Source organism: Mesorhizobium sp. WSM4313, assembly GCF_002294725.1.
In the GTDB taxonomy this organism is placed as follows: domain Bacteria; phylum Pseudomonadota; class Alphaproteobacteria; order Rhizobiales; family Rhizobiaceae; genus Mesorhizobium.
In genome coordinates this window covers 1-19,552 of sequence record NZ_NSFT01000035.1, presented here as the reverse complement: position 1 = coordinate 19,552, position 19,552 = coordinate 1, and the positions used below count along the sequence as shown (strand labels likewise).

The window sequence follows — 19,552 nt, the reverse complement described above, 5'->3', positions numbered from 1 at the left end:
GGCATTCGGCGGCGTATCAGGGCCAGCTTCAATGAGCAGCACGCGAGCGCCATAGGCGGAGAGCCTGCTCGCCATCACGCATCCAGAGGAGCCACCACCCACGACGATATAATCGAAAACCACGCAACTCCCCATCAAGGTACCAAGTGTGATGGGCTTCTTCAGCAAAGCGCTCCTCCTACCGCCTGAGATATGGTCACTTACGGCGCGGCAGCTCCACATCATGCCGTCTGTAACGGAGCGATTTGATCGCCAAATCGGTCGAGGGCATGCCCGAAGCGAGACCGAGCGACCCATCTGAACTATCTCTGAACCGACAAGCTCTCAATTCCAGGGCACATGCATCTCCGGACACGCCGGTGCGTCGGTGTGAATGATTGCAAGTTCGTAGGGCGAGAGCAGCGCTCGCCTACGGTTTCTTGCATCACCGTCTTCCGAGAAACAATGATACTAACAAGAGATAACGACGACTTTTTCGATTTTTACAGCAGTCAAGACTGTCACTTCAAAATATCGCATAACTACGTTATTGTAGACCCGGTCTCTTACATAGCGAAGGCCTACTTTCGGTGCTTTCCGAAGCGAACGCGTGTTCGTTGGGCGAATGAATGAAGTGACCTTCTCGAGCGTTAGGTTCTCGAAAGCAAACTGGATCGCTGCCCTGCCGGCCTCTGCGGCGATCCCCTTACCGGAAGACGCAAGGTGGAGGCACGATACGGTTTCCACATTAGTGGGATCTTCGGGCAGATACGGGCCACTGTACATCAATCCACAGTAGCCTGCGAATTTTCCGACTTGGCCTTCGCCTTTTACGAACACCATCCATAAGCCGAAACCATTGCTCTGCCAATGATGGATGAACTGTTGTAGTTTAGCTTTCGATTGCTCTCGGGTCGGATAGACTCCATCCCACATGGCATTTACCACAAATGGATCGCTATGAAGCTCATGTAGAAGAAGCTCGTCGCTATGCGACGGTGGCCTTAGGATTAGGCGCGGCGTTTCTAGAATGTACATGAGAAGCTCCCTTCTAGCCATAAGTTAGAGCCGCACTTACCTCCAACGCGGCCATGATCTCCTAGCATGAGCGTCAAGGCCGCAGTGCTTGATTGAAGGCGTTCGACGAGGTTTATGCTTAAGGTAGCGAGGTCTACACAAATCAAGCTTTGGGCGCCTAACCGTGTCAGTGTTGACGGCACCTGGAAAGCCGGCCCGAAGGCGATAAAAAAATTAGGCGCCTCCTTTCAGAATGGAAGCAGGCGACGCGCTGGTGAGCGGGCGCCTGATACGCGCAACATGCTGCGGCGGCGTTTACGCAAGGGGTTGCTTACCCCAAGGGGGGGGTATGGTATTGGCCCAAAACCGGCTAACTACATTGTTCATTTAAAATACGCGCCTCCTTCAAGCTTAACCTGCACTGGTCACTTTGCGAATGCCCGCCAGTGGGTTCTTCAGCGTGCCGACGGTGTGCAGGTATTCTCCCGGATCACCGAAGTCCACCATTTGCTGGTTTTTTTGTATCTGCAGTCGATTCATACATCGTCGCAGAAATTCTGGAGCGAATAGGTCATGCTGCCTGTATTTTTCGTCATATTCCGGATGTTTCGTCTGGTAGCCAAGGATGGACTCGCTTACGAGCTGCCAGAAGTGTGTCGACGGAAAATCAAGATGTTCTTCGAGTGTTACAGCCAAGTAACGAAAGAAGCAGTCGAAAACGTCGGTGAAAATGAAGTCGTGCTTCATGTCGCGATTTACTTGAATGCAGATCCTCTTAATCTCCTCCGGCACGTTGAGATCTCCGCCTAGAATACGAAGCTCCTCGCCAATGTCTTTCATGATAACTCGCGTCGGAGCGTGATCTTTCATAACTAGAATTATATTTTCTCCATGTGCCATAAACGCTAGATCGTAAGCATAAAAGCAGTGGAGAAGCGGCGCCAGATAAGATTCAAAATAGCGGCGTAGCCAAGCGGCGGCGTCTAACCCCGAGGCATTGATGAGGGCTGTCACGAGTGCTTCACCATTGTAATCGACATGAAGCAGCGACGCCATTGTCATCAGACGTTCCCCTTCTTTCAACTGCCGAAGGGGGCTTTCCCTCCACAGCGCAGAAAGCATCTGCTTGTAAGGGGAGTCCTTCTTGAGGGCGGTGTTGAAACAACGATTGCGATAGCCAATCGTCGCGACCTCGCGAAGGATGCTGAAGCCGTTGGCGGCTAAATAGGAGTCACTGTCGAGCAAATTCTTCAACCATTCGTTGATGGCGGGCGTCGCCAGCATGTGTGTCGGTGACAAGCCGCGCATAAACCCCATGTTAAGTATCGACAGCGCCGTTTTCACGTACCGTTTATGCGGATCGCTTATATTGAAAAGTGTGCGGATCGATTGCTGGGCATGATATATGTCCTTCCCCTGGCCTAGGCAGACAATGTGCCGGTTGGCGATATCCGCCGCGAAGATAGTTGAGAGCCGATTGAACCATTGCCAAGGATGCGCTGGCATATAGATGTAATCGGTCGAGTTTAGTCCCTTTTGACGCAACGCTGCGTCGAACTGTTCCAGCGCCTGTCGACCGAGTTCCTCGTGCATGAGAAGGTCGTAGTCGAGCGTTGAAATGGACTTAAACGTTGCCATTTCTTTATGGACGGCCAGCCATATGAGTCTTATCGAACTGCCCACCTCCGGCGCATAGCGACTATAGTCGAGCGCGTCAAAGCCAATGCGACCGTTATTCGCGATAAAGGTCGGGTGGCCCTCCGTCATGCCAGCCTCAACGATCTGGTAATCGGCAAAAGCCAGTTCTGCGGCGGATATCTCTGTTTTGGCCTGCTTGTACGCGCTGCCATACAGCGTGCTGCTGATCTCCTGCAGGTAAACCGGCATCATCTCTTCCTTTATGCCAAGATGGCGGCTGAACTCAATAACAAAATCAAGCGCATCCAGGGGGGCCGGCCTGCCCTCAATCCTTTTCTCCAGAGAGCCGGCGTCCACTTGCCAGTGATCTAGCAGGAGGCGCCGAGCCTGGAACCAATACTCCAACCCAGGGGTCTCGCTTTCCAGCACATACTTCCCCCAGTCGCCTTCCATTCGCTGGAGTCGAGGAGCAATTAGCAACTCGTGTGCAAATTCGCTGATTGCTTTACGGATAAGGAGCCGGTTGGCCTTTGCCCATAAATGCGGTTTCAAATGCTGCGTTACGCGTTCGGCTAGGCTTATCTCATCGTCTCGGGCTGTCATATCACTCACGATCTCAACTCCTTCAGAACGTAACGGTGTAAGGTTCGCGAACGCGCCTTACACTCGTCTCGCCAAACTTCGACGTCGCACAAAATCCGTTCTATTTTTCATCAGAAAGGATAAGAAATACCGGACCTCTTATACAAGTTAATTTCTAATGTGTTGTGTACCGTTCGTCTTCGCTCGTGATAAACCAGCAATATTACCATCTTACTTATATAATATATTAGAATACCGGTTTCACCGGCCCTGGACGTCGTCCTTCATCTTGCAACGAGCAAGAAGTGTGTATTGATTTGCACATGCCGTACTGTCGTTCGATCACGTCAAGCGGTCGGTGTCCATTGTTTGAGCTCTCCGAGTGTCCATTTTTGCTGTCCGTCTCCATACAATCGCATACGTCTAAAGCGGAATTTCCTTTGCTTGATAAGCCCAGACTGGGTAGGGGGGACTGAGTGAATGCCTACTCCGCTGAAATGCTGTCCTGCACCGCGCCAATGCTGTCGCGTACGATCGACAGACCACGGCGCAGTTCAGCCTCGGTTATGGTAAGGGCTGTCATGAACTTGAGCACCTCACCATACGAGCCAGCGATCTCGATCACCAAGCCGCGACGAAAAGCTTCCCGGGAAATGAGCCCCGGCAATGAGTGGTGCTTTGGTGATACGAGTCCATACATCAAGCCGCGGCCTCGGACATTCAGAGCAAGGCTGGGGAAGTCGTCTGCGATCGACTTGAGTTCTTGAGCCAAGATGGCTGATTTGCGAGCAATCTCATCTTCAAACTTGGAGTCGGACCAGTAAGTCTCAAGGGCCGCACGAGCAGTGACGAAAGCATAGTTGTTGCCCCTGAACGTGCCGGTGTGCGCACCCGGCGTCCAGACATCAAGTTCAGGCTTCATGAGGACAAGGGCCATAGGCGTTCCAATTGCAGACAACGACTTTGACAGGGTAACGATGTCCGGCACGATCTCAGCCGCCTCGAAACTGAAGAATTTCCCTGTGCGACCGACACCAGCCTGAATATCATCGAGGATCATCAGGATCTCGTGCCGAGAGGTCAGATCACGCAGCCGTTGCAGCCATTCAACGGTAGCAGCATTGACACCGCCTTCGCCCTGCACTGCTTCTAGGATCACCGCAGCGGGTTTGCCGAGACCACTGCTAGGATCATCGAGAAGCTTCTCGAAATACTCGATCGTGTCTGAAGCGCCGAGATAGCCCTCGTACGGCAACGATGTCACGTGCGCGAGGGGAAAGCCGACAGCATCTCGGAACTTCGTGTTTCCGGTTGCCGCCAACGCCCCAGCGCTGACTCCGTGAAACGAGTTCGTAAACGAAACGATGTTTGACCTGCCGGTCACTTGGCGAGCTAGCTTCAGAGCCGCCTCGACCGCGTTCGTACCTGTGGGGCCAGTAAATTGCAATTTATAAGACAGACCGCGGGGCTTCAAAATAAACTGCTCAAAAGCTTCGATGAAGGCCTTCTTGGCGGTCGTAGCAAGGTCGAGCCCGTGCACAATTCCGTCGCGCGCAATGTAGTCCAACAACGCCCGCGTGAAGGCTGGGTTGTTGTGCCCGTAATTCAAGGCTCCCGCGCCTCCCAAGAAGTCGATGTATTCCCGACCGTCTGTAGCTATGAGGGCAGTGCCGACGCCTCGATCGAACAGAACTGGGAACGCACGGACGTAGCTCCGCACCTCAGACTCAAGACGATCAAAGATCGCGAGGCTTACATCGTTTGTAGGAGTAAACTGCTTCTTCATAGGGCGAGTCCTGAATTGTAGCCTGCAAAGGCATCAGCCCAAACTGTCTGGCGAAGGCCATTTCAATCGGTTCGAGGTTCGGCTTGTATGACGGCAGCATGAGCAGTCACACGCCTGGCCACGCCAACTCACGGCCCAAGCCAGTCGATCGCTGCGAGGTCCAACGTCACGTCCACCAGAGAACAAGATCAGGCCGCGCAAATCCGAAAAAGCAATTCAGCACTAGGCGACGCTTTCCGTCGCCTAATTGACCGGTAACCCCGTGAACGAAGCCGCCATCGATTAGGGCGATATCCCCGGTTTTGAGCTCGAACTCGCGGCAAGGGACGGCTTCCAGATAGGCTGCCGAATAGGGATATCCAGTGGTCTCCACACCTTGCGATATCCGGTCCGCAACCGTCGGCTTGTGGCTCCAGAGCTTCAGATTGCCGCCTTCCTCAGGCATGCTGGGATAGAGGTTGAGCGCTGCGACCGTATTGTGCGCCACCGCAGAAAGCTCGTAATCATCGCCAGCACGTAAGACTTGAGCGACGTCGTCGTGGGGATCCAAGGAAAATGTGCCTGTGCCCGACCAACTGAGGCCGCGACAAACATTGGCCTGGCCGTGTTCGGAACGGGCTAGCCGCAATTCGATTCCCTGGTTGTGAAGCTCTCGCTTCAACGCCCTGAATACTGCTCGAACCGGGTCAACCAAATTCTTAAAAAGGGCATCGACGTACGGCCGCGCGTTTTCGGCGTCTGCGAAATAGGTGGCTGCATCCTTCCTGTAGTGAGATGCGCCGACATATTGTCCGGGCACACCATCTTTACGCTCTCTGAGACCAGAGCTTCCAATAAAGTTCGTAGTGATCTCCTCGGCTACTTCGGTGCTGAAAGCTTGCTTGATGTGCAGAGCGGTGAGCTCACCTTTCAGGACCGAGATGATCTCCGCCGTGTTGATCGACCCGGTCCGTTCTTTGATCGAAACCGGCGAGATGGCTGGCACTTGAGATATCTGACTAGGCATTGTCTTGCTCCTGTAGTGCGTGTTCAAGGATGGTGATGCCACGATCGAGTTCGGCATCGGTGATGGTTATCGGTGGGAGGACTTTGATAACGTCGCGATTTGGCCCCGAGGATTCGATAAGAAGGCCATTTTCGAATGCGACATCGTGCACGCGGCCGACAACTGCCGGTGAACGGCATTTCAGGCCGGCCATCAGACCGCGGCCGCGCTTCTGTTCGATGTATCTTGGAAATTTCGCAACCAGGCGATCGAGGTGCGTTTGCAGCCTGACGGCTGTCCGCTCGACACCTGCAGTAAATTTCCTATCCGACCACATCTTGCACATGGCTCCTGCCGTCACGAAGGCGAAATTGTTGCCTCTGAAGGTCCCGCTATGTTCTCCGGGCTTCCATATGTCCAAGTCGGGTCGAATCAGAACGATGGACAACGGACTACCTGAACCGCTTAGGGACTTGGAAAGACACACAATATCCGGTTCGATTTTCGCGGACTCGAATGAGAAGAAATCGCCAGTTCGGCCCGCACCCGCCTGAATATCGTCGACGATAAAAACAATGCCGTGCGTACGGCAAATGCGCTGAATTTCCGTGAGCCAAGCTGCGGATGCGGCGTTCATGCCGCCTTCGGCCTGGATGGTCTCCAGAATGATTGCGGCAGGCTTTTCTATGCCGCTCCCCGGGTCGCTCAAAACGCTGTCGATGTAACTGGCGGAATCGAAAGCTTGGCTCGGATAGCCGTCATAGGGAACACGGATCACATCGTGGCGAGCGACGCCTCCCAGTTCCCTGGTTGAGGCCGAGCCCGACACCGCTAGAGAGCCGAGCGACATGCCGTGGAACGCATTCGTAAAGGCCATGACGCTCGAGCGGCCGGTGTATTTTCGCGCCAGCGCCAGCGCCGCTTCGTTGGCGTTCGTGCCGGTCGGCCCGGGAAACTGAATCTTGTACGAAAGGCCTCTGGGTTTCAGGATCCAATCGACGAACCCTTCAATGAAGTCACGCTTTGCCGCCGTATGCATATCAAGCGACAGAAGAATGTTCTCACCGACGAGATATTCAATCGCTGGCGCCATAATATCCGGATTGTTGTGCCCGTAGTTGAGTGCGCCGGAACCCACCAGGAAATCGATAAAGGGCTTACCCGTCTCGTCCCAGATCGTCGCCCCAAGGGCCTTCGTAAAGACGGTGGGGAACGCCCGGCAATAACGACGAACGTTAGATTCATGAGCCGTGAAAGCGTCGGTGTCCATATCAAGTCCTCTGCACATAGTCTTTCAAAGAAGAGAGCTGTTTAATGGCTAGTGGTTTGCGGCAGATGTTCGTCGCTTAACGTTGAAGCAGAATGCCGGAGGCAGCTTTGTTTGGTCTGGGTTTGGTCTGGTGATGCCGGCATCCTCATCAAATATTGTTGGGTTGCGTTGCCCTCCATTCGGATGCTTTCGAATGTGCTGCAACAGGATGGCTTCTAAAGCTTCCGCGAAAGCATCGCTACTATGGCATCAGGTAGTTGACGTACCCACCCTTCGCTGCCCATAGCGCTCCGGACAAATGAATGAGTCCAAGGAGATCAGCAGGGTCGCGTCGCCAGAGGTTGTGTCGCTCGGCGGTAGCGAAGCCGCTCGCGAGCGCGCTCCTCAATAGCGCCGTAGCGAGCGAGCGGCTTCGCGGCGGTCATCAATATTCGCCGTTCAACCTCGGGCTGCGGACACCAACCTGATTCAAGAAACTATTTGATGACCGATGACACAGCGAAAGCCACGCTCTCTTTGAGAAGAATGCGGATTCCGATCTCTTGCGCGATGACTGGCCCGAGCCGCCGGATCAAGAGGGCGGGGCCGCCGTGGACCCCCTTGACGGAAAGCCCGTTCGTAGGCCAGGCGGAAGCAACCGGGAGACGCGCTGGCGAAGGGCCGCATCGGTTTCGAGAACGTCCACTACCGCGACGGCAACCATCCCCGGCCGCAGCTGGGCTGCTGCCTTCAGGCGAGTCGAAAAGGAGATCGTCCGGGAGGGTGAAGGCGTTGACGAGGTGAGCCGTGAGTAAGCAATCAAGCTCTGATCGGGATCGACTAACACTGTTTCCATCCGACCGATGGTTGACCTGTGATCGGCGTTACCTCAAGCTAGGCAGGCCGACAAGCTCGGTTGGAAGGCGAAGACCTTTCGATGAGCTCGTCTCCGAAATGCTCGAGGCCCACTGCCGCGCCTACAGGAACATACTGGCGTAACGTGAAAACACGATGGCGTCGCGGGCAGGTGCATCTGTCGTGGGGCCATCCGCACTGCCAGGCACGCCCTCTCGGCCGGCATGCACTCAGGTCCGGTCGTTTGGGTCGGCGAATTCACACATCCTGCAAAGCAGAAAACCATCTGCTCCATTCATGCGGTCGACGATTTCGCGAAAAACTGGCTTTTCAAACAGAGCGGAGTAACCCTCATATAGAAGGTTGCCCAATACGTGACGCCGTTCAAAATCCATAGAGCACAGGGTAACGTCGCCGTTTGGAAGAAGAACATTCCGATACTGTCGTGCGTCCACGCAGGTTAGGGCTCCGACCACTGGCTGACGTGGTGCAACGATCTTAGGGTCGACGCTTCCACCCCTACTGCTCACCGGCCGCGCTTTTATCAGGGCTTCGGTAGGAATAATGTCGGCTATATCTGGGTGGGGCTCGCCCAAGGCCACGAATCGGATCAAGGGGATGTCCGCGTCGACGAGTTGACGAACCAGATCGCGATACTTGTCTCCGACCAGGCGGCTGTTCATGTAGGTGCCGTCATCGAAAACATGGACCACGAATACGCCCAAGCGCAAGGCTTGCAATCGCTGCAGGTCCTGCCCGTTCATTCCCACCAGCGTCGTAAAAATCCTGATGCCATGGCCTTTGGCGAAGGCGTGCTCCACCATTTCGGTACAGTCCGGATTGAGCCAAGGTTCGGAGTATCCCGCAAAACCAATGTCGACGGAAGTCGGTACGCGGGCCAGACACCGCTTGAAATCTTCAAGATCCAGATGACTCGCATGAGACACTTTTCTTTGCCGGACCGCGAACTTGTCCTGGGGACAATATGAACATCCTACGACGCATCCCGTGGTCGTCGTTATCTCCAAAACCCTGCCGGCTGTGTTTGCTGAGCGAAGTTCCGGTAAAATCACTGGTGATTACTCCCATCTACTTCCTGCGAAGCGCCACGATGGTGTGCGTGTGCCTTTGGCTTTCTGATACCGCCTGCTGATCTACCGAGGCAACGCAGACATCTACCCTTTTTGGCAGCCTAAGCCGCCCGGTTCACCGATTTGCCGGGCCGACCCTTCACAAACTTCCAGCGCGTCGGACCAGAGACAGCATTGCATCTTTCGAGGCATCACTCGCTCCGGAGATGTAGCCTCAACCGTTGGTCGCTGGCCCGTCGCCGAGATGCGCGCGCAGCACCCTCGAACCCGCCGGAGAGAAGCTTTCTGGATGCCGTCGATCATCCTTCATCGAGCGAGTTCCGTGTTCTCATGCGGGTCAGCCCTCACACTATATTGCCGCACATCGACCAGCAAAGGCCGAGCTAGTGCGCCTGGCGCGCAGTTACTGCGAGATAGGCTTCGAAAAGCCCGACAGGGCTAAGACGCTCCGCTGTATTGAACCCGAAATGTTTTCTGACAGCTGTCAGATTTTGGACACACATCACTCATCGTCAGTCGCTTAATACGGATGGTAATTTCTTCCAGGAATCGGTGACATTGAACACCACCCTGTCATGACCGCCCAATCTCAGCGAAGCGAACTCAGCATCGCCACCAGGACCAAGCCTGAAGATAAATCCGCCGTAGCAGCGTCAACGACATTTTGCTTTCGAAGCCGGATGGATTGCACGAGGTGATTCGCGCCGTGATGCAGGAGGTGCTCGAGGCCGAGATGGACGAGGCGCTGGGTGCTTCGAAGAGCGAGCGCACGCCGGAGCGTCTCGGCTATCACGCGCGCTACTACGGGCGGAGAACTAGCTGCGCACCTACGGCGGTTGGATAATCCCAAGGTTCAAAGCTTTTACAACAGCTACCGTTCTGCTGGTCGCATCCAACTTCCGCATTACATTTTTTAAATGGAAATCTATCGTATTTCGTGATCTGCCTAAAATAGTTCCTATTTCCCAAGATGATTTTCCTTGTGACACCAAATCAATGCACTCTATTTCTCTCGGAGACAGGTTATGAGCTCGTTCCGACGCAGTCGTAGTGTCGAACTTCGTAACCATCCGATGAAACCGCAGCGCGGCCATTTGCAGGTAGGTGATCGCTCTATTCTGCAATTCGCAGTCCGAGGATTGAGCAAAACTCACAAACCTAAAGCTGCCACCAGGGCCATGTAATGGGACGGTAACGCCTGACCTCAAGCCGAATGTTGCTGCTTCGTCCAAGACGCGGCGTCCATCTTCAGTTATGTTTTCATCAGTATACACCTCGCTCCATCGAAAGGGTCCCGCCTCCTTTCGACCTTTCTTGATGAGGGGGTCTATTTTGGCATAGCCCATTCTCGAGTAGCGCTCCTGCCATTCAGCAGGATAATTCCACATCACCACAGAACCCTCCCGGTTCGGCTTGAAAGCCCTCTCTGATGCGAGCGGCCCATAGGCAATCCACGGGCAATCGAAATTCAGCGCAAACGCAGACAACAGTTCGAACAACTGTTCGGATTGAGCGACATCATCAGTCATCTTGAGGAATAGGTCTAACTCCACCGCAATCCGCCGGAGTTCCATGATGTCTCCTTCATTGCGTTCTCATTGGTGCACAGTTTGCTCCAACCCAGCCTCGCAACATCCGAAGTCAACGGGACTCGAGCCGGAGTTCCTTCCGCCACCTGGAGTACCCTCAAGAGTCGTGCCAGCTTGCGAGCGAAGCTTCTCCTTCAGGTCGTCAATCGACGGGGGAGGTACCCAGGAGGCGAACCGACAGCACTGTGTCGGGGAGCGCACAATCCGACAGTCGAGCATTCGATTGACGGAATATGGGCAGGAAAGTATTCGCGGCGCGCTTTTGAAATCAGCACCTAAGTGCCGGGCCTGAGAAAGCTGCATTGCAACTGTACTTATTTGATCGAGGCAAGAACAAGCTCAAAATTCAATCGATACATCGACCTTCTTTTCCAATCTCCCGAGTTGAGCAGCCGTAGCAATCGTATCGACTGGATGGCGGCTGACTTTCTCCAGGCTCGGTAACCTGCTGAATTTGTCCTTCGGATGTTCCCGCTCAGTTGGCACGACTTTTGAACTCACCGTCGTGAGGCGGCAAGAGCTGCCCGCCAAAATTGATGCTGTTATGGGGGAGGTCGAAATTCCAGTTTTGTCTTTTATCGTCTTTGGGACCGAGCGTGTTGATGCGCCCGCTTGGAAACTATGAGACGTTTCCCCGTCCATGGGCGCGGCGCCACTTGTCGCGACGTTTTCGCCTTCACTGTTCGCCTCTGGAACAGGCAGCCGGCCCGGCTCGCGATCATCATGACCGCGATGCTCGCCTCCACGCTGGCTGACGTGTTGATGCCGCTCTATTCTGGCCGACTCATCGACGCTGTTTCTCGTGCTGCTAATGCGGCAGCACCAGCTTCGGATTCAGCTGTTGCAGCATTCTCTGTACCGATTGCATTGGCACTCGGTGGCATTGCCATGCGCCACGTCGCCTTCATTGGCCTGAGCGACCTGGTGTTGAAAATGATTTCCGACGTCGCGACCGAAGCGTTCCATCATGTGCAGCGCTTTTCGACAGACTGGCATGCAAACAGCTTCGCCGGCTCGACAGTGCGCAAGATAACGCGCGGCATGTGGGCGCTCGACCTCCTCAACAGCACGATACTCGTCACGCTGCTCCCGTCGTTTGTCATCTTGATCGGCTCGACGGTGCTGCTCGGCTGGCACTGGCCGGTCATGGGCGTGATCTTTGCTTGCGGCTCTCTCGTCTACCTTGCGTTTTCGATTTCGCTGTCGCTCGGCTATGTCGCGCCAGCGGCGAGCCTTGCCAACCGATGGGACACAAGGCTCAGCGGCGCGCTTGCGGACGCGGTCAGTTGCAACGCTGTGGTCAAGGGCTTCGGCGCAGAGGTTCGCGAAGACGAGCGGCTTGCAAATATCATGACGAAATGGCGGCACCGCGCGCGCCGGAGCTGGGTGCGCGGAACGATCATCGGCTCAACCCAAGGCGTAACTTTGGTTGCGCTCAGGGTGGCGGTGGTCGGATATGCCCTGCTTCTGTGGTCGCATGGACAGGCAACGCCGGGCGAGATAGCATATGTTCTCACGTCCTTCATCGTCCTGCAGGGCTATCTGCGTGATGCCGGCATGCATGTCCGCAACGTGCAGCACTCGGTTAATGATATGGAAGAACTGGTGGCCATCCACAATCAGCAGGTGGATGTTGCCGATCGTCCAGAGGCCAAGCCGATCCGGATCACGAACGGCCGTATCGATTTCGAGAACGTCCACTTCCGCTACGCCAACCATCCCCTGCCGCTCTATAGCGAATGTTCGCTGTCGATTGAAGCTGGCGAAAGGGTTGGGTTGGTTGGACCCTCCGGTTCCGGCAAGACAACATTCGTGAAGCTGATCCAGAGACTCTACGACCTGAGCGGCGGCCGGATCCTGATAGACGGTCAGGACGTCTCGGAGGTGACCCAAGAGTCCCTTCGTTCGCAGATCGCGATCGTGCAGCAGGAGCCGATCCTGTTTCACAGGTCGCTTGCCGAGAACATCGCCTATGGCCGGCCTGGCGCGAGCCAGGCCGAGATCGAGCAAGCGGCACGACTGGCAAGTGCCCACGAATTCATCGCGCCCCTGCCGAAGGGCTATGGGACATTGGTCGGCGAAAGGGGTTTGAAGCTCTCCGGCGGCGAGCGCCAGCGCGTGGCGATCGCGCGCGCCTTCCTCGCGAACGCGCCGATCCTTATTCTGGACGAGGCCACATCGAGCCTCGATTCGGAATCCGAGGTGCTCATTCAACAAGCGGTGGATCGGTTGATGGTGGGCCGAACCACACTCGTCATCGCACACCGGCTGTCGACGGTCCGCTCGCTCGATCGGCTGCTCGTCTTCGACCGTGGCCGCATCATGGAGGACGGCGATCATGCCGCCCTGATCAATCTCGATGGTGGCATTTACCGCCGCCTCTTCGAACGGCAGGCGTTGGAACTCGCGAAGGGCCTGGCCTGATCGCTAAACCGGCTTGCGCGATGCGCCGAGCCGTTGCCGGAGAGGGGTGTGGCAGTGACGAGCGGCGGGCGTTAGGCGGCAAAACCAGCACGGCCGGAACTGTCCGCCAAACGGGCGAGCGGGAATGCACCACGTCTAAGCTTCGGCGAATGCGCGCAGTTACACGCGGGCACCGAATTGTCGCGCCTAACGGCGCACGCACCAAAAGGGCGGGAATGTCGACGGCCCGGGAAGAGTGCGGCCCTCGCCGTTACCCACATTTCGCCAAAGGAAGCGAAGTCAACGCACATTGAGAGGGCGGTGCTTCCCGGCCGGCCGGGATCCCTGTCGCTGGCCCAACCTACCGCACGCTGGCCACGTCAACGGTTCAAAGTCCCTTCGGTTCGCAAAGTCGTCCCCTTGGAGACCCGGAAGCGCAGGAGCTCCGACCGCAGTCTTCGCTCAACTCTGGCCATCTGCTCCGGGATTGGATTCCGTTCCCTTGCTAGCACAGTGGCAGCTGAGCACGAACTCGCCGGCCCCGTGTCTTTCGATTACGGCCAACGGGCTTAGGAAGAGATTGGATTCGCCGGCCCTCTGCGGAGCGAATGAACAGTTCTACAGATCATCGACGTCCGCGAAAAAGAGCACGCAGCCGAAATAGCAGGCCTGAAGCAGCAGCGAACAGGCCAGCGTCGTGACGACTGCCACACGGATCGAATCCAAAGCGAAGTAAACCATCGACGCATTGCTGCACAGGACCAGCCCCACGAGCCGACAAAAAGATGAAGTGCAACGCCGTTCTCCTGGTTTTCGCCAGATCATGTTGCGAGCTCGTCGGCCGCAACATGCGTCTGGCAGTTCTTGGGGCAGACGCGGCCGCAGGCTCCGCAGCCTATGCAGCGGCCGGCATCATCGACAACCATGATCATGCGATTGAGCTTGCCGTCGAAATCGTCGTCCTCGTCATCGCAGGGGCCGAGGATTTCACCCGCATCATCAACGCCGTGAAGATGCATGACATCGCGCGAGCAGACCTTGAAACAACGGCAGCAGCCGATGCAGGTCTTGCTATCGATGGAGGTCAGGTACGACGGCATCCAAATGGAGCCGTCACGGGTGGTGAATGTGCGCATCATCCTAAATTCTTCATTGAAGCGAGTTCTCTCTTGGCAACATCCAACTCGGCATAAACGGCTTGGGTTTTCTCGGCGACTTCCTGTATGTCGGCCCACTTGCCCGGCAGACCCTCGACAAGGTCCTGCAATGCCATCTTGGCAATAGCTGCACGCAACTGGAGCTTTCGGACTTTCTTCCTCATCTTATCTAGGTCTGACATAGATCCTTCCTGGAACAATGGTTTTGTTGATGCGCTCCATCTCGGGCTAGGCTTCAATGGCTGCAGTCGCATCGTCGACCAGTTTCGTACCGGCCTCAGCAAGTTTGCGGAAAGTCTCGAAGCCGAACCGGTGGACGTCTCGACAGAACGCCCAACCGCTGGAAGCCCGCAGGGGCTTCATTCCAATTATTGGCGACGTCGACACGCCGGAGCGCTCCTCGATCGCAAGCGCTACGGCGGTGTAAACATGTCGAGCCTCCACAGCGCGTCAGGATCGGGATCGCCGCCAAAGGGTACCGCACGTTGCTGTTGCTTGGTGATGATGAACTCGGCCAGCAGCTCGGCATCCGAATGGCCTTCCCATAAGCCGAAGGAATCCTGAGTACGAATGAGCCGCAGGAGGCATTTGACGAACGGGGAAGCAAGGGCCTCGTCGTCATTGTTGACAGCAGGGCCAACCGGAGGAATTTCGTTGTTCGTCATTTCAGTCTTCGTCTTCGAGGTACGATTTCCTTTTCCTGCGATGCCCACTCCGGGTCCGCTTGCGTGGCCGACGAATGGCTTGGGCGGGCCAACCCCAAGAGTGCCCCGTGGCCGACCTCGACATGTCCACGAGTGCGAGACCTGCGGCGCGAATTCGCGGCGCACATCGTCTGCGCCGCGATCCGACCGGTGGTCAACGCAATTGAAATCCAACCTTCCGCAAGCCGCCGCCCTGCTGCATCGACATACTTGCTGCGAAGAGAGCTTCGATGGGCGGATTGGCCAGTGTTCAATTCCAATTGTCAGTCCCTTCGCGATTCTTGCTCAGGAAGTGACTTCGTTTTGAGTTTCGGGTGCCTTCTTTTGCGGAGCCACACAAAGATCCGCGTGACAGGCAGGCTCACCCGTGTAGTTGGCCAGTGCTTCGAGCAATGGGGTAAGATAGTACTGTTTGGTGTGGTCCGGAATTGGCCCCAGCCGGTCCACCGATTTCAGTGCCACCTCGATCAACTCGATTGCGCGATCTTTGTTGCCGCTCTCGTAATAATACTGAGCTACCGGGAGGTACCGGAGGTATTTAAACGGGCCATCGCCGTTCGGGGGATTGAGTGCCAGTATCTGTTCCGAGAGCTCGTTGCCCATCGCAAAGCGCTCCGCGCGCGGAAGATGGGAATTGTCCATCGTGGGATCGAAGAGTTGGTTGAGGGCCAAGGCCATCCACGACACCGCGTCGGACGTTTTGTCGATCGCGTCCTCGACCAATTCTCGCATGACCGGCATGCCGGTCTTGATGTCGCGCAGCTTGTGAAGCAGAAGATCCGCATGAATCTGCCGGAACTCACAAGAGTCTGGCATCAAGGCGAGGCCTTCTTCGATGGCCAAGAGCGCCGCCGTCCAATCCTCGGCCTGCATCGCCGGCTCAAGTTTGGCGTATATCGGCCCGGTAAGCGACATTTCGCGCGCTGCAAGTTGGTTATGCGCGATGCGCTTTGCATCGGCGGCTTTCGCTTCATAGCTGCTGCGCCAGCTGCCGTTAAGGACTTTCGGCAAAACGTCATCGAGTTCCGCCGGGTGGCCGATAAAAGCGATGTGGCCGTCGCGGTCGACCACGAACGAGGTGGGAATCCCAATCGAAGAGCTGGGATCCATCCAGAGCTTGTTCATTTCGCCAATGTAATCGAACCCGATACGATAATTCAGATTCGGGAACTCCTCGGTCAGCCAGGCATCCACGTTGGTCCGCGCCTCGTCTGCGGTAGGACCCTGTTCGCAGGCGGCAACTCCGACCGCCTCAAATCCGCTGCCTTCATATTTCTCCTGCAGTTCGATCAAATGGGGCATGGCGTCGACACATGGTCCGCACCAAGTCGCCCAAAACTCAACGAGGTAGACCTTGCCGGGCCGAAAGTTCGTGAGGGGCTCGCCACGCAGCCAGTTCTCCACTTTGATCGCAGGAGCCGGGGACCCCATACGCAGTTCCATCTTGGTGTCCAAAGTCATTCCACACCTTTCGTCTCTTTTGTCGCGGAATATTTTCCAGTCAAAATCGGACACGGTCTCGAGGGCATCGCTCCCTCTGGCTTGCTTCAGCGAAGCTCTCACCGTGTTGCCGCACATCAAGCTGCAACGGAGGTGCCAATTCCCTCAGCTCCGGTAAGCGGCGGGAAATGCTTTGAAATTCTCCACGAGGCCAAATGCGGCCGATTGTCGTGAACCCGACATGTCTTCTGCCGCTGTCGGGTTTCGCCCTATCACTCTTGAGAGCTTGGACGGCTCGCCTGTGATTAGACTGGCCTCGGCCCTCGAGCAGTGGCAGTTTGGCGCCAGTTCGAAAGCGCGAACTCGCCGGCTTGGTCCTCGTGCCGCCACCGCCGCGTGTGGATTCTTGCCCCGGAGTCAAAATTCGCCTCGCGGTTGCCAACGGCGGCATGCGCTCAATGCGCGTGGCGTTGAGCACCGACAGCACGTAATGGTACCAATTAGTGGATGCCCGTCGCTGCCTCCACTTCTCCAGCCAAGCGCTCGAACGACGCTACCTACCCACGTTCGAGCGCGACCGCGGAATCGCAGACTGCCGAACGTCAGCCGTTGCGAAAGGTGTAGCCGTACCCGTTGATCGCCGGTGCGCCGCCTAGATGTGCGTAGAGGACCCTCGATCCCTGTGGAAAGAAGCCCCTCTGGACGAGGTCGATCATCCCTTGCATCGATTTGCCCTCGTAAACGGGGTCCGTAATCATGCCCTCGAGCCGCGCGCACAAACGGATTGCCTCTTTGGTTTCCTCCGATGGAACGCCATAACCCGGGTACGCGTAGTCCATGAACAACACCACGTCTGCCTCGACAATTTCCGCTCCGAGGTGGACGAGCTTCGCTGTATTTTGGGCGATGCCAAGCACCTGCGCCTTGGTCTTGGCGGGCATGGCGGAGGCATCGATACCGATCACGTTGCGCTGTCGACCATCCTTGGCGAACCCGACGAGCATGCCGCCGTGGGTTGAACCAGTCACCGTACAGACGACGATATAGTCGAAGGCAAACCCAAGCTGCTCTTCCTGGGCACGCACCTCCTCAGCGAACCCCACATAGCCCAGGCCGCCGTATTTGTGGACAGAGGCGCCGGCAGGTATCGCATATGGCCTGCCGCCCCTTGCCTTGACTTCATAAAGTGCCTTTTCCCAGCTGCGGCGGATGCCGATGTCAAAGCCCTCGTCAACCAGGCGCACCTCTGCCCCCATGATGCGGCTCAAGAGGATATTGCCGACCCGGTCGTAGACAGCATCATCATGTGGGACCCAGCTCTCCTGGACCAGGAGGCATTTCATGCCGATCTTGGCGGCGACCGCAGCGACCATGCGCGTATGGTTGGACTGCACGCCACCGATTGTGACGAGCGTATCGGCATCTGACGCGATCGCGTCGGGCACAATGTATTCGAGCTTGCGCAGCTTGTTTCCGCCGAACGCGAGACCGGAGTTGCAGTCCTCGCGTTTGACGTAGATTTCCACCTTGTCGCCCAGATGCTTGCCGAGGCGGTCGAGCCTCTCGATCGGCGTGGGTCCAAAGGTGAGCGGATAACGTTCGAATTTTTCCAGCATGCTATCTCCAGCAAAAAAGTACCTGAACCTGCTACGCACCGGTCAGCCCAGGGGTATGGTCGCGTGTTAGCCGAACACAGATTCCCTATACGATCAGCTCAGTCATCAGAGGGTGACCAAAATTGGTGTGGGTCTGAGCACTGATCCTGTCATCCGCGCATCAAAGCAGCAGCACATGCTGGGCATTCGACCAAGCCGGGACACAGCTGAAAATTGCATTCCGCAGTTGATCAGAGTCAGACGACTGGTACCCGAGCTTTCCTGTAACCATCGGCATGCTGGCCCCTGTGGCGAGTTCCACGAGCGCGGCTAGAGGACTGCCAGATCAGAAAGAGCACGCGGCCGAAGTAGCCGGCCTGAAGCAGCAGCGAACAGGCCAGCGTCGTGACGACTGCCACACGGAGCGAATCCAAAGCGAAGTAAACCATCGACGCATTGCTGCACAGGACCAGCCCCACGAGCCGACAAAAAGATGAAGTGCACGCCGCTCCCCTGGTTTTCGCCAGATCATGTTGCGAGCTCGTCGGCCGGAACATGCGTCTGGCAGTTCTTGGGGCAGACGCGGCCGCAGGCTCCGCAGCCTATGCAGCGGCCGGCATCATCGACAACCATGATCATGCGATTGAGCTTGCCGTCGAAATCGTCGTCCTCGTCATCGCAGGGGCGAGGATTTCACCCGCATCATCAACGCCGTGAAGATGCATGACATCGCGCGAGCAGACCTTGAAACAACGGCAGCAGCCGATGCAGATTTGCTATCGATGGAGGTCAGGTACGGCGGCATCCAAATGGAGCCGTCACGGGTGGTGAATGTGCGCATCATCCTAAATTCTTCATTGAAGCGAGTTCTCTCTTGGCAACATCCAACTCGGCATAAACGGCTTGGGTTTTCTCGGCGACTTCCTGTATGTCGGCCCACTTGCCCGGCAGACCCTCGACGAGGTCCTGCAATGCCATCTTGGCAATAGCTGCACGCAACTGGAGCTTTCAGACTTTTTTCCTCATCCTATCTAGGTCTGACATAGATCCTTCCTGGAACAATGGTTTCTTGATGCGCTCCATCTCGGGCTAGGCTTCAATGGCTGCAGTCGCATCGTCGACCAGTTTCGTACCGGCCTCAGCAAGTTTGCGGAAAGTCTCGAAGCCGAACCGGTGGACGTCTCGACAGAACGCCCAACCGCCGGAAGCCCCCACGGGTTTCATTTCTATTGTCGGCGACGTCGACACGCCGGAGCGCTCCTCGATCGCAAGCGCTACGGCGGTGTAAAACATGTCGAGCCTCCACAGCGCGTCAGGATCGGGATCGCCGCCAAAGGGTACCGCACGTTGCTGTTGCTTGGTGATGATGAACTCGGCCAGCAGCTCGGCATCCGAATGGCCTTCCCATAAGCCGAAGGAATCCTGAGTACGAATGAGCCGCAGGAGGCATTTGACGAACGGGGAAGCAAGGGCCTCGTCGTC

18 protein-coding genes and 3 pseudogenes are annotated in these 19,552 nt (G+C 56.4%); 2 read left to right on the top strand and 19 right to left on the bottom strand.

The window, feature by feature from the left end; translation table 11 throughout:
* The 7 genes from CK219_RS30655 to CK219_RS30625 all read right to left on the bottom strand — a co-directional run.
* Positions 1–135: NAD(P)-binding protein (locus CK219_RS30655; protein ID WP_141245433.1), on the bottom strand; the 135-nt coding region annotated here is incomplete at its 3' end.
* A gap of 315 nt (positions 136–450) precedes the next feature.
* Complete coding sequence (locus CK219_RS30650) at positions 451–1,017, bottom strand: GNAT family N-acetyltransferase (RefSeq protein WP_158515808.1); 567 nt, start codon at positions 1,015–1,017, stop codon at positions 451–453.
* 390 nt (positions 1,018–1,407) lie between these two features.
* Positions 1,408–3,237: an IucA/IucC family siderophore biosynthesis protein gene (locus tag CK219_RS30645; RefSeq protein ID WP_063169359.1), complete on the bottom strand. Its 1,830-nt coding sequence runs from the start codon at positions 3,235–3,237 to the stop codon at positions 1,408–1,410.
* Between the two features lie 463 nt (positions 3,238–3,700).
* A complete protein-coding gene (gene ectB, locus CK219_RS30640) occupies positions 3,701–5,002 on the bottom strand; it encodes a diaminobutyrate--2-oxoglutarate transaminase (protein WP_063169360.1) in 1,302 nt (433 codons plus the stop codon).
* A 166-nt stretch (positions 5,003–5,168) separates the two neighbouring features.
* A complete protein-coding gene (locus CK219_RS30635) occupies positions 5,169–6,008 on the bottom strand; it encodes a hypothetical protein (RefSeq protein ID WP_063169361.1) in 840 nt (279 codons plus the stop codon).
* Entirely contained in the window at positions 6,001–7,257 is a 1,257-nt protein-coding gene (gene ectB, locus CK219_RS30630; protein WP_063169362.1) for a diaminobutyrate--2-oxoglutarate transaminase, read from the bottom strand. The genes CK219_RS30635 and ectB (CK219_RS30630) overlap by 8 nt, the downstream gene beginning before the upstream one ends.
* A gap of 1,064 nt (positions 7,258–8,321) precedes the next feature.
* Positions 8,322–9,038 carry an SPASM domain-containing protein gene (locus tag CK219_RS30625; RefSeq protein WP_224571099.1) on the bottom strand — a complete coding sequence of 239 codons (717 nt, stop codon included), beginning with the start codon at positions 9,036–9,038 and terminating at the stop codon, positions 8,322–8,324.
* 719 nt (positions 9,039–9,757) lie between these two features.
* Here CK219_RS30625 and CK219_RS30620 point away from each other — a divergent pair.
* A pseudogene (locus CK219_RS30620) lies at positions 9,758–9,993 on the top strand (transposase); the annotation flags it as partial.
* A gap of 16 nt (positions 9,994–10,009) precedes the next feature.
* Here the strand turns inward: CK219_RS30620 and CK219_RS30615 are convergent.
* A complete protein-coding gene (locus tag CK219_RS30615; RefSeq protein WP_063169365.1) occupies positions 10,010–10,756 on the bottom strand; it encodes a LuxR family transcriptional regulator in 747 nt (248 codons plus the stop codon).
* Between the two features lie 354 nt (positions 10,757–11,110).
* A complete protein-coding gene (locus CK219_RS31920; RefSeq protein ID WP_127262113.1) occupies positions 11,111–11,413 on the bottom strand; it encodes a hypothetical protein in 303 nt (100 codons plus the stop codon).
* On the opposite strand from CK219_RS31920, the gene CK219_RS30610 reads away from it, so the two are divergent.
* Complete coding sequence (locus tag CK219_RS30610) at positions 11,393–13,195, top strand: ABC transporter ATP-binding protein (RefSeq protein WP_063169366.1); 1,803 nt, start codon at positions 11,393–11,395, stop codon at positions 13,193–13,195. The two genes, CK219_RS31920 and CK219_RS30610, sit on opposite strands and share 21 nt — an antisense overlap.
* Before the next feature lie 597 nt (positions 13,196–13,792).
* On the opposite strand, the gene CK219_RS30605 is transcribed toward CK219_RS30610, so the two are convergent.
* The 10 genes and pseudogenes from CK219_RS30605 to CK219_RS30560 all read right to left on the bottom strand — a co-directional run.
* A complete protein-coding gene (locus CK219_RS30605; protein ID WP_082826584.1) occupies positions 13,793–13,999 on the bottom strand; it encodes an exopolysaccharide production repressor protein in 207 nt (68 codons plus the stop codon).
* Positions 13,996–14,313 (bottom strand): ferredoxin III, nif-specific, encoded by a 318-nt coding sequence (gene fdxB / locus CK219_RS30600; RefSeq protein WP_174800308.1) that lies wholly within the window; start codon positions 14,311–14,313, stop codon positions 13,996–13,998. The genes CK219_RS30605 and fdxB (CK219_RS30600) overlap by 4 nt, the downstream gene beginning before the upstream one ends.
* Positions 14,310–14,513: a CCE_0567 family metalloprotein gene (locus tag CK219_RS30595; protein ID WP_063169367.1), complete on the bottom strand. Its 204-nt coding sequence runs from the start codon at positions 14,511–14,513 to the stop codon at positions 14,310–14,312. The genes fdxB (CK219_RS30600) and CK219_RS30595 overlap by 4 nt, the downstream gene beginning before the upstream one ends.
* A gap of 46 nt (positions 14,514–14,559) precedes the next feature.
* A pseudogene (locus CK219_RS30590) lies at positions 14,560–14,996 on the bottom strand (DUF269 domain-containing protein).
* A gap of 324 nt (positions 14,997–15,320) precedes the next feature.
* Complete coding sequence (locus tag CK219_RS30585) at positions 15,321–16,478, bottom strand: TlpA disulfide reductase family protein (RefSeq protein ID WP_063170386.1); 1,158 nt, start codon at positions 16,476–16,478, stop codon at positions 15,321–15,323.
* A 599-nt stretch (positions 16,479–17,077) separates the two neighbouring features.
* Positions 17,078–18,091, bottom strand: a complete 1,014-nt coding sequence (locus CK219_RS30580) for a 1-aminocyclopropane-1-carboxylate deaminase (protein WP_024505903.1) — start codon at positions 18,089–18,091, stop codon at positions 17,078–17,080.
* 236 nt (positions 18,092–18,327) lie between these two features.
* Positions 18,328–18,519 (bottom strand): exopolysaccharide production repressor protein, encoded by a 192-nt coding sequence (locus CK219_RS32475; protein WP_127230899.1) that lies wholly within the window; start codon positions 18,517–18,519, stop codon positions 18,328–18,330.
* A gap of 79 nt (positions 18,520–18,598) precedes the next feature.
* A pseudogene (gene fdxB, locus CK219_RS30570) lies at positions 18,599–18,914 on the bottom strand (ferredoxin III, nif-specific).
* Complete coding sequence (locus tag CK219_RS30565; RefSeq protein WP_224571204.1) at positions 18,911–19,069, bottom strand: CCE_0567 family metalloprotein; 159 nt, start codon at positions 19,067–19,069, stop codon at positions 18,911–18,913. The pseudogene fdxB (CK219_RS30570) and the gene CK219_RS30565 overlap by 4 nt, the downstream one beginning before the upstream one ends.
* Before the next feature lie 90 nt (positions 19,070–19,159).
* Positions 19,160–19,552: DUF269 domain-containing protein (locus CK219_RS30560; protein ID WP_127259213.1), on the bottom strand; the 393-nt coding region annotated here is incomplete at its 5' end.

Bases quoted from the DNA above. Each gene is read 5' to 3' on its own strand.
- CK219_RS30650 (WP_158515808.1), bottom strand. From the start codon at position 1,017: ATGTACATTCTAGAAACGCCGCGCCTAATCCTAAGGCCACCGTCGCAT.
- CK219_RS30595 (WP_063169367.1), bottom strand. From the start codon at position 14,513: ATGTCAGACCTAGATAAGATGAGGAAGAAAGTCCGAAAGCTCCAGTTG.
- CK219_RS30645 (WP_063169359.1), bottom strand. From the start codon at position 3,237: ATGACAGCCCGAGACGATGAGATAAGCCTAGCCGAACGCGTAACGCAG.
- ectB (WP_063169362.1), bottom strand. From the start codon at position 7,257: ATGGACACCGACGCTTTCACGGCTCATGAATCTAACGTTCGTCGTTAT.
- CK219_RS30615 (WP_063169365.1), bottom strand. From the start codon at position 10,756: ATGGAACTCCGGCGGATTGCGGTGGAGTTAGACCTATTCCTCAAGATG.
- CK219_RS32475 (WP_127230899.1), bottom strand. From the start codon at position 18,519: ATGGTTTACTTCGCTTTGGATTCGCTCCGTGTGGCAGTCGTCACGACG.
- CK219_RS30635 (WP_063169361.1), bottom strand. From the start codon at position 6,008: ATGCCTAGTCAGATATCTCAAGTGCCAGCCATCTCGCCGGTTTCGATC.
- CK219_RS31920 (WP_127262113.1), bottom strand. From the start codon at position 11,413: ATGGACGGGGAAACGTCTCATAGTTTCCAAGCGGGCGCATCAACACGC.
- CK219_RS30585 (WP_063170386.1), bottom strand. From the start codon at position 16,478: ATGGAACTGCGTATGGGGTCCCCGGCTCCTGCGATCAAAGTGGAGAAC.
- fdxB (WP_174800308.1), bottom strand. From the start codon at position 14,313: ATGATGCGCACATTCACCACCCGTGACGGCTCCATTTGGATGCCGTCG.
- CK219_RS30610 (WP_063169366.1), top strand. From the start codon at position 11,393: ATGAGACGTTTCCCCGTCCATGGGCGCGGCGCCACTTGTCGCGACGTT.
- ectB (WP_063169360.1), bottom strand. From the start codon at position 5,002: ATGAAGAAGCAGTTTACTCCTACAAACGATGTAAGCCTCGCGATCTTT.
- CK219_RS30580 (WP_024505903.1), bottom strand. From the start codon at position 18,091: ATGCTGGAAAAATTCGAACGTTATCCGCTCACCTTTGGACCCACGCCG.
- CK219_RS30605 (WP_082826584.1), bottom strand. From the start codon at position 13,999: ATGATCTGGCGAAAACCAGGAGAACGGCGTTGCACTTCATCTTTTTGT.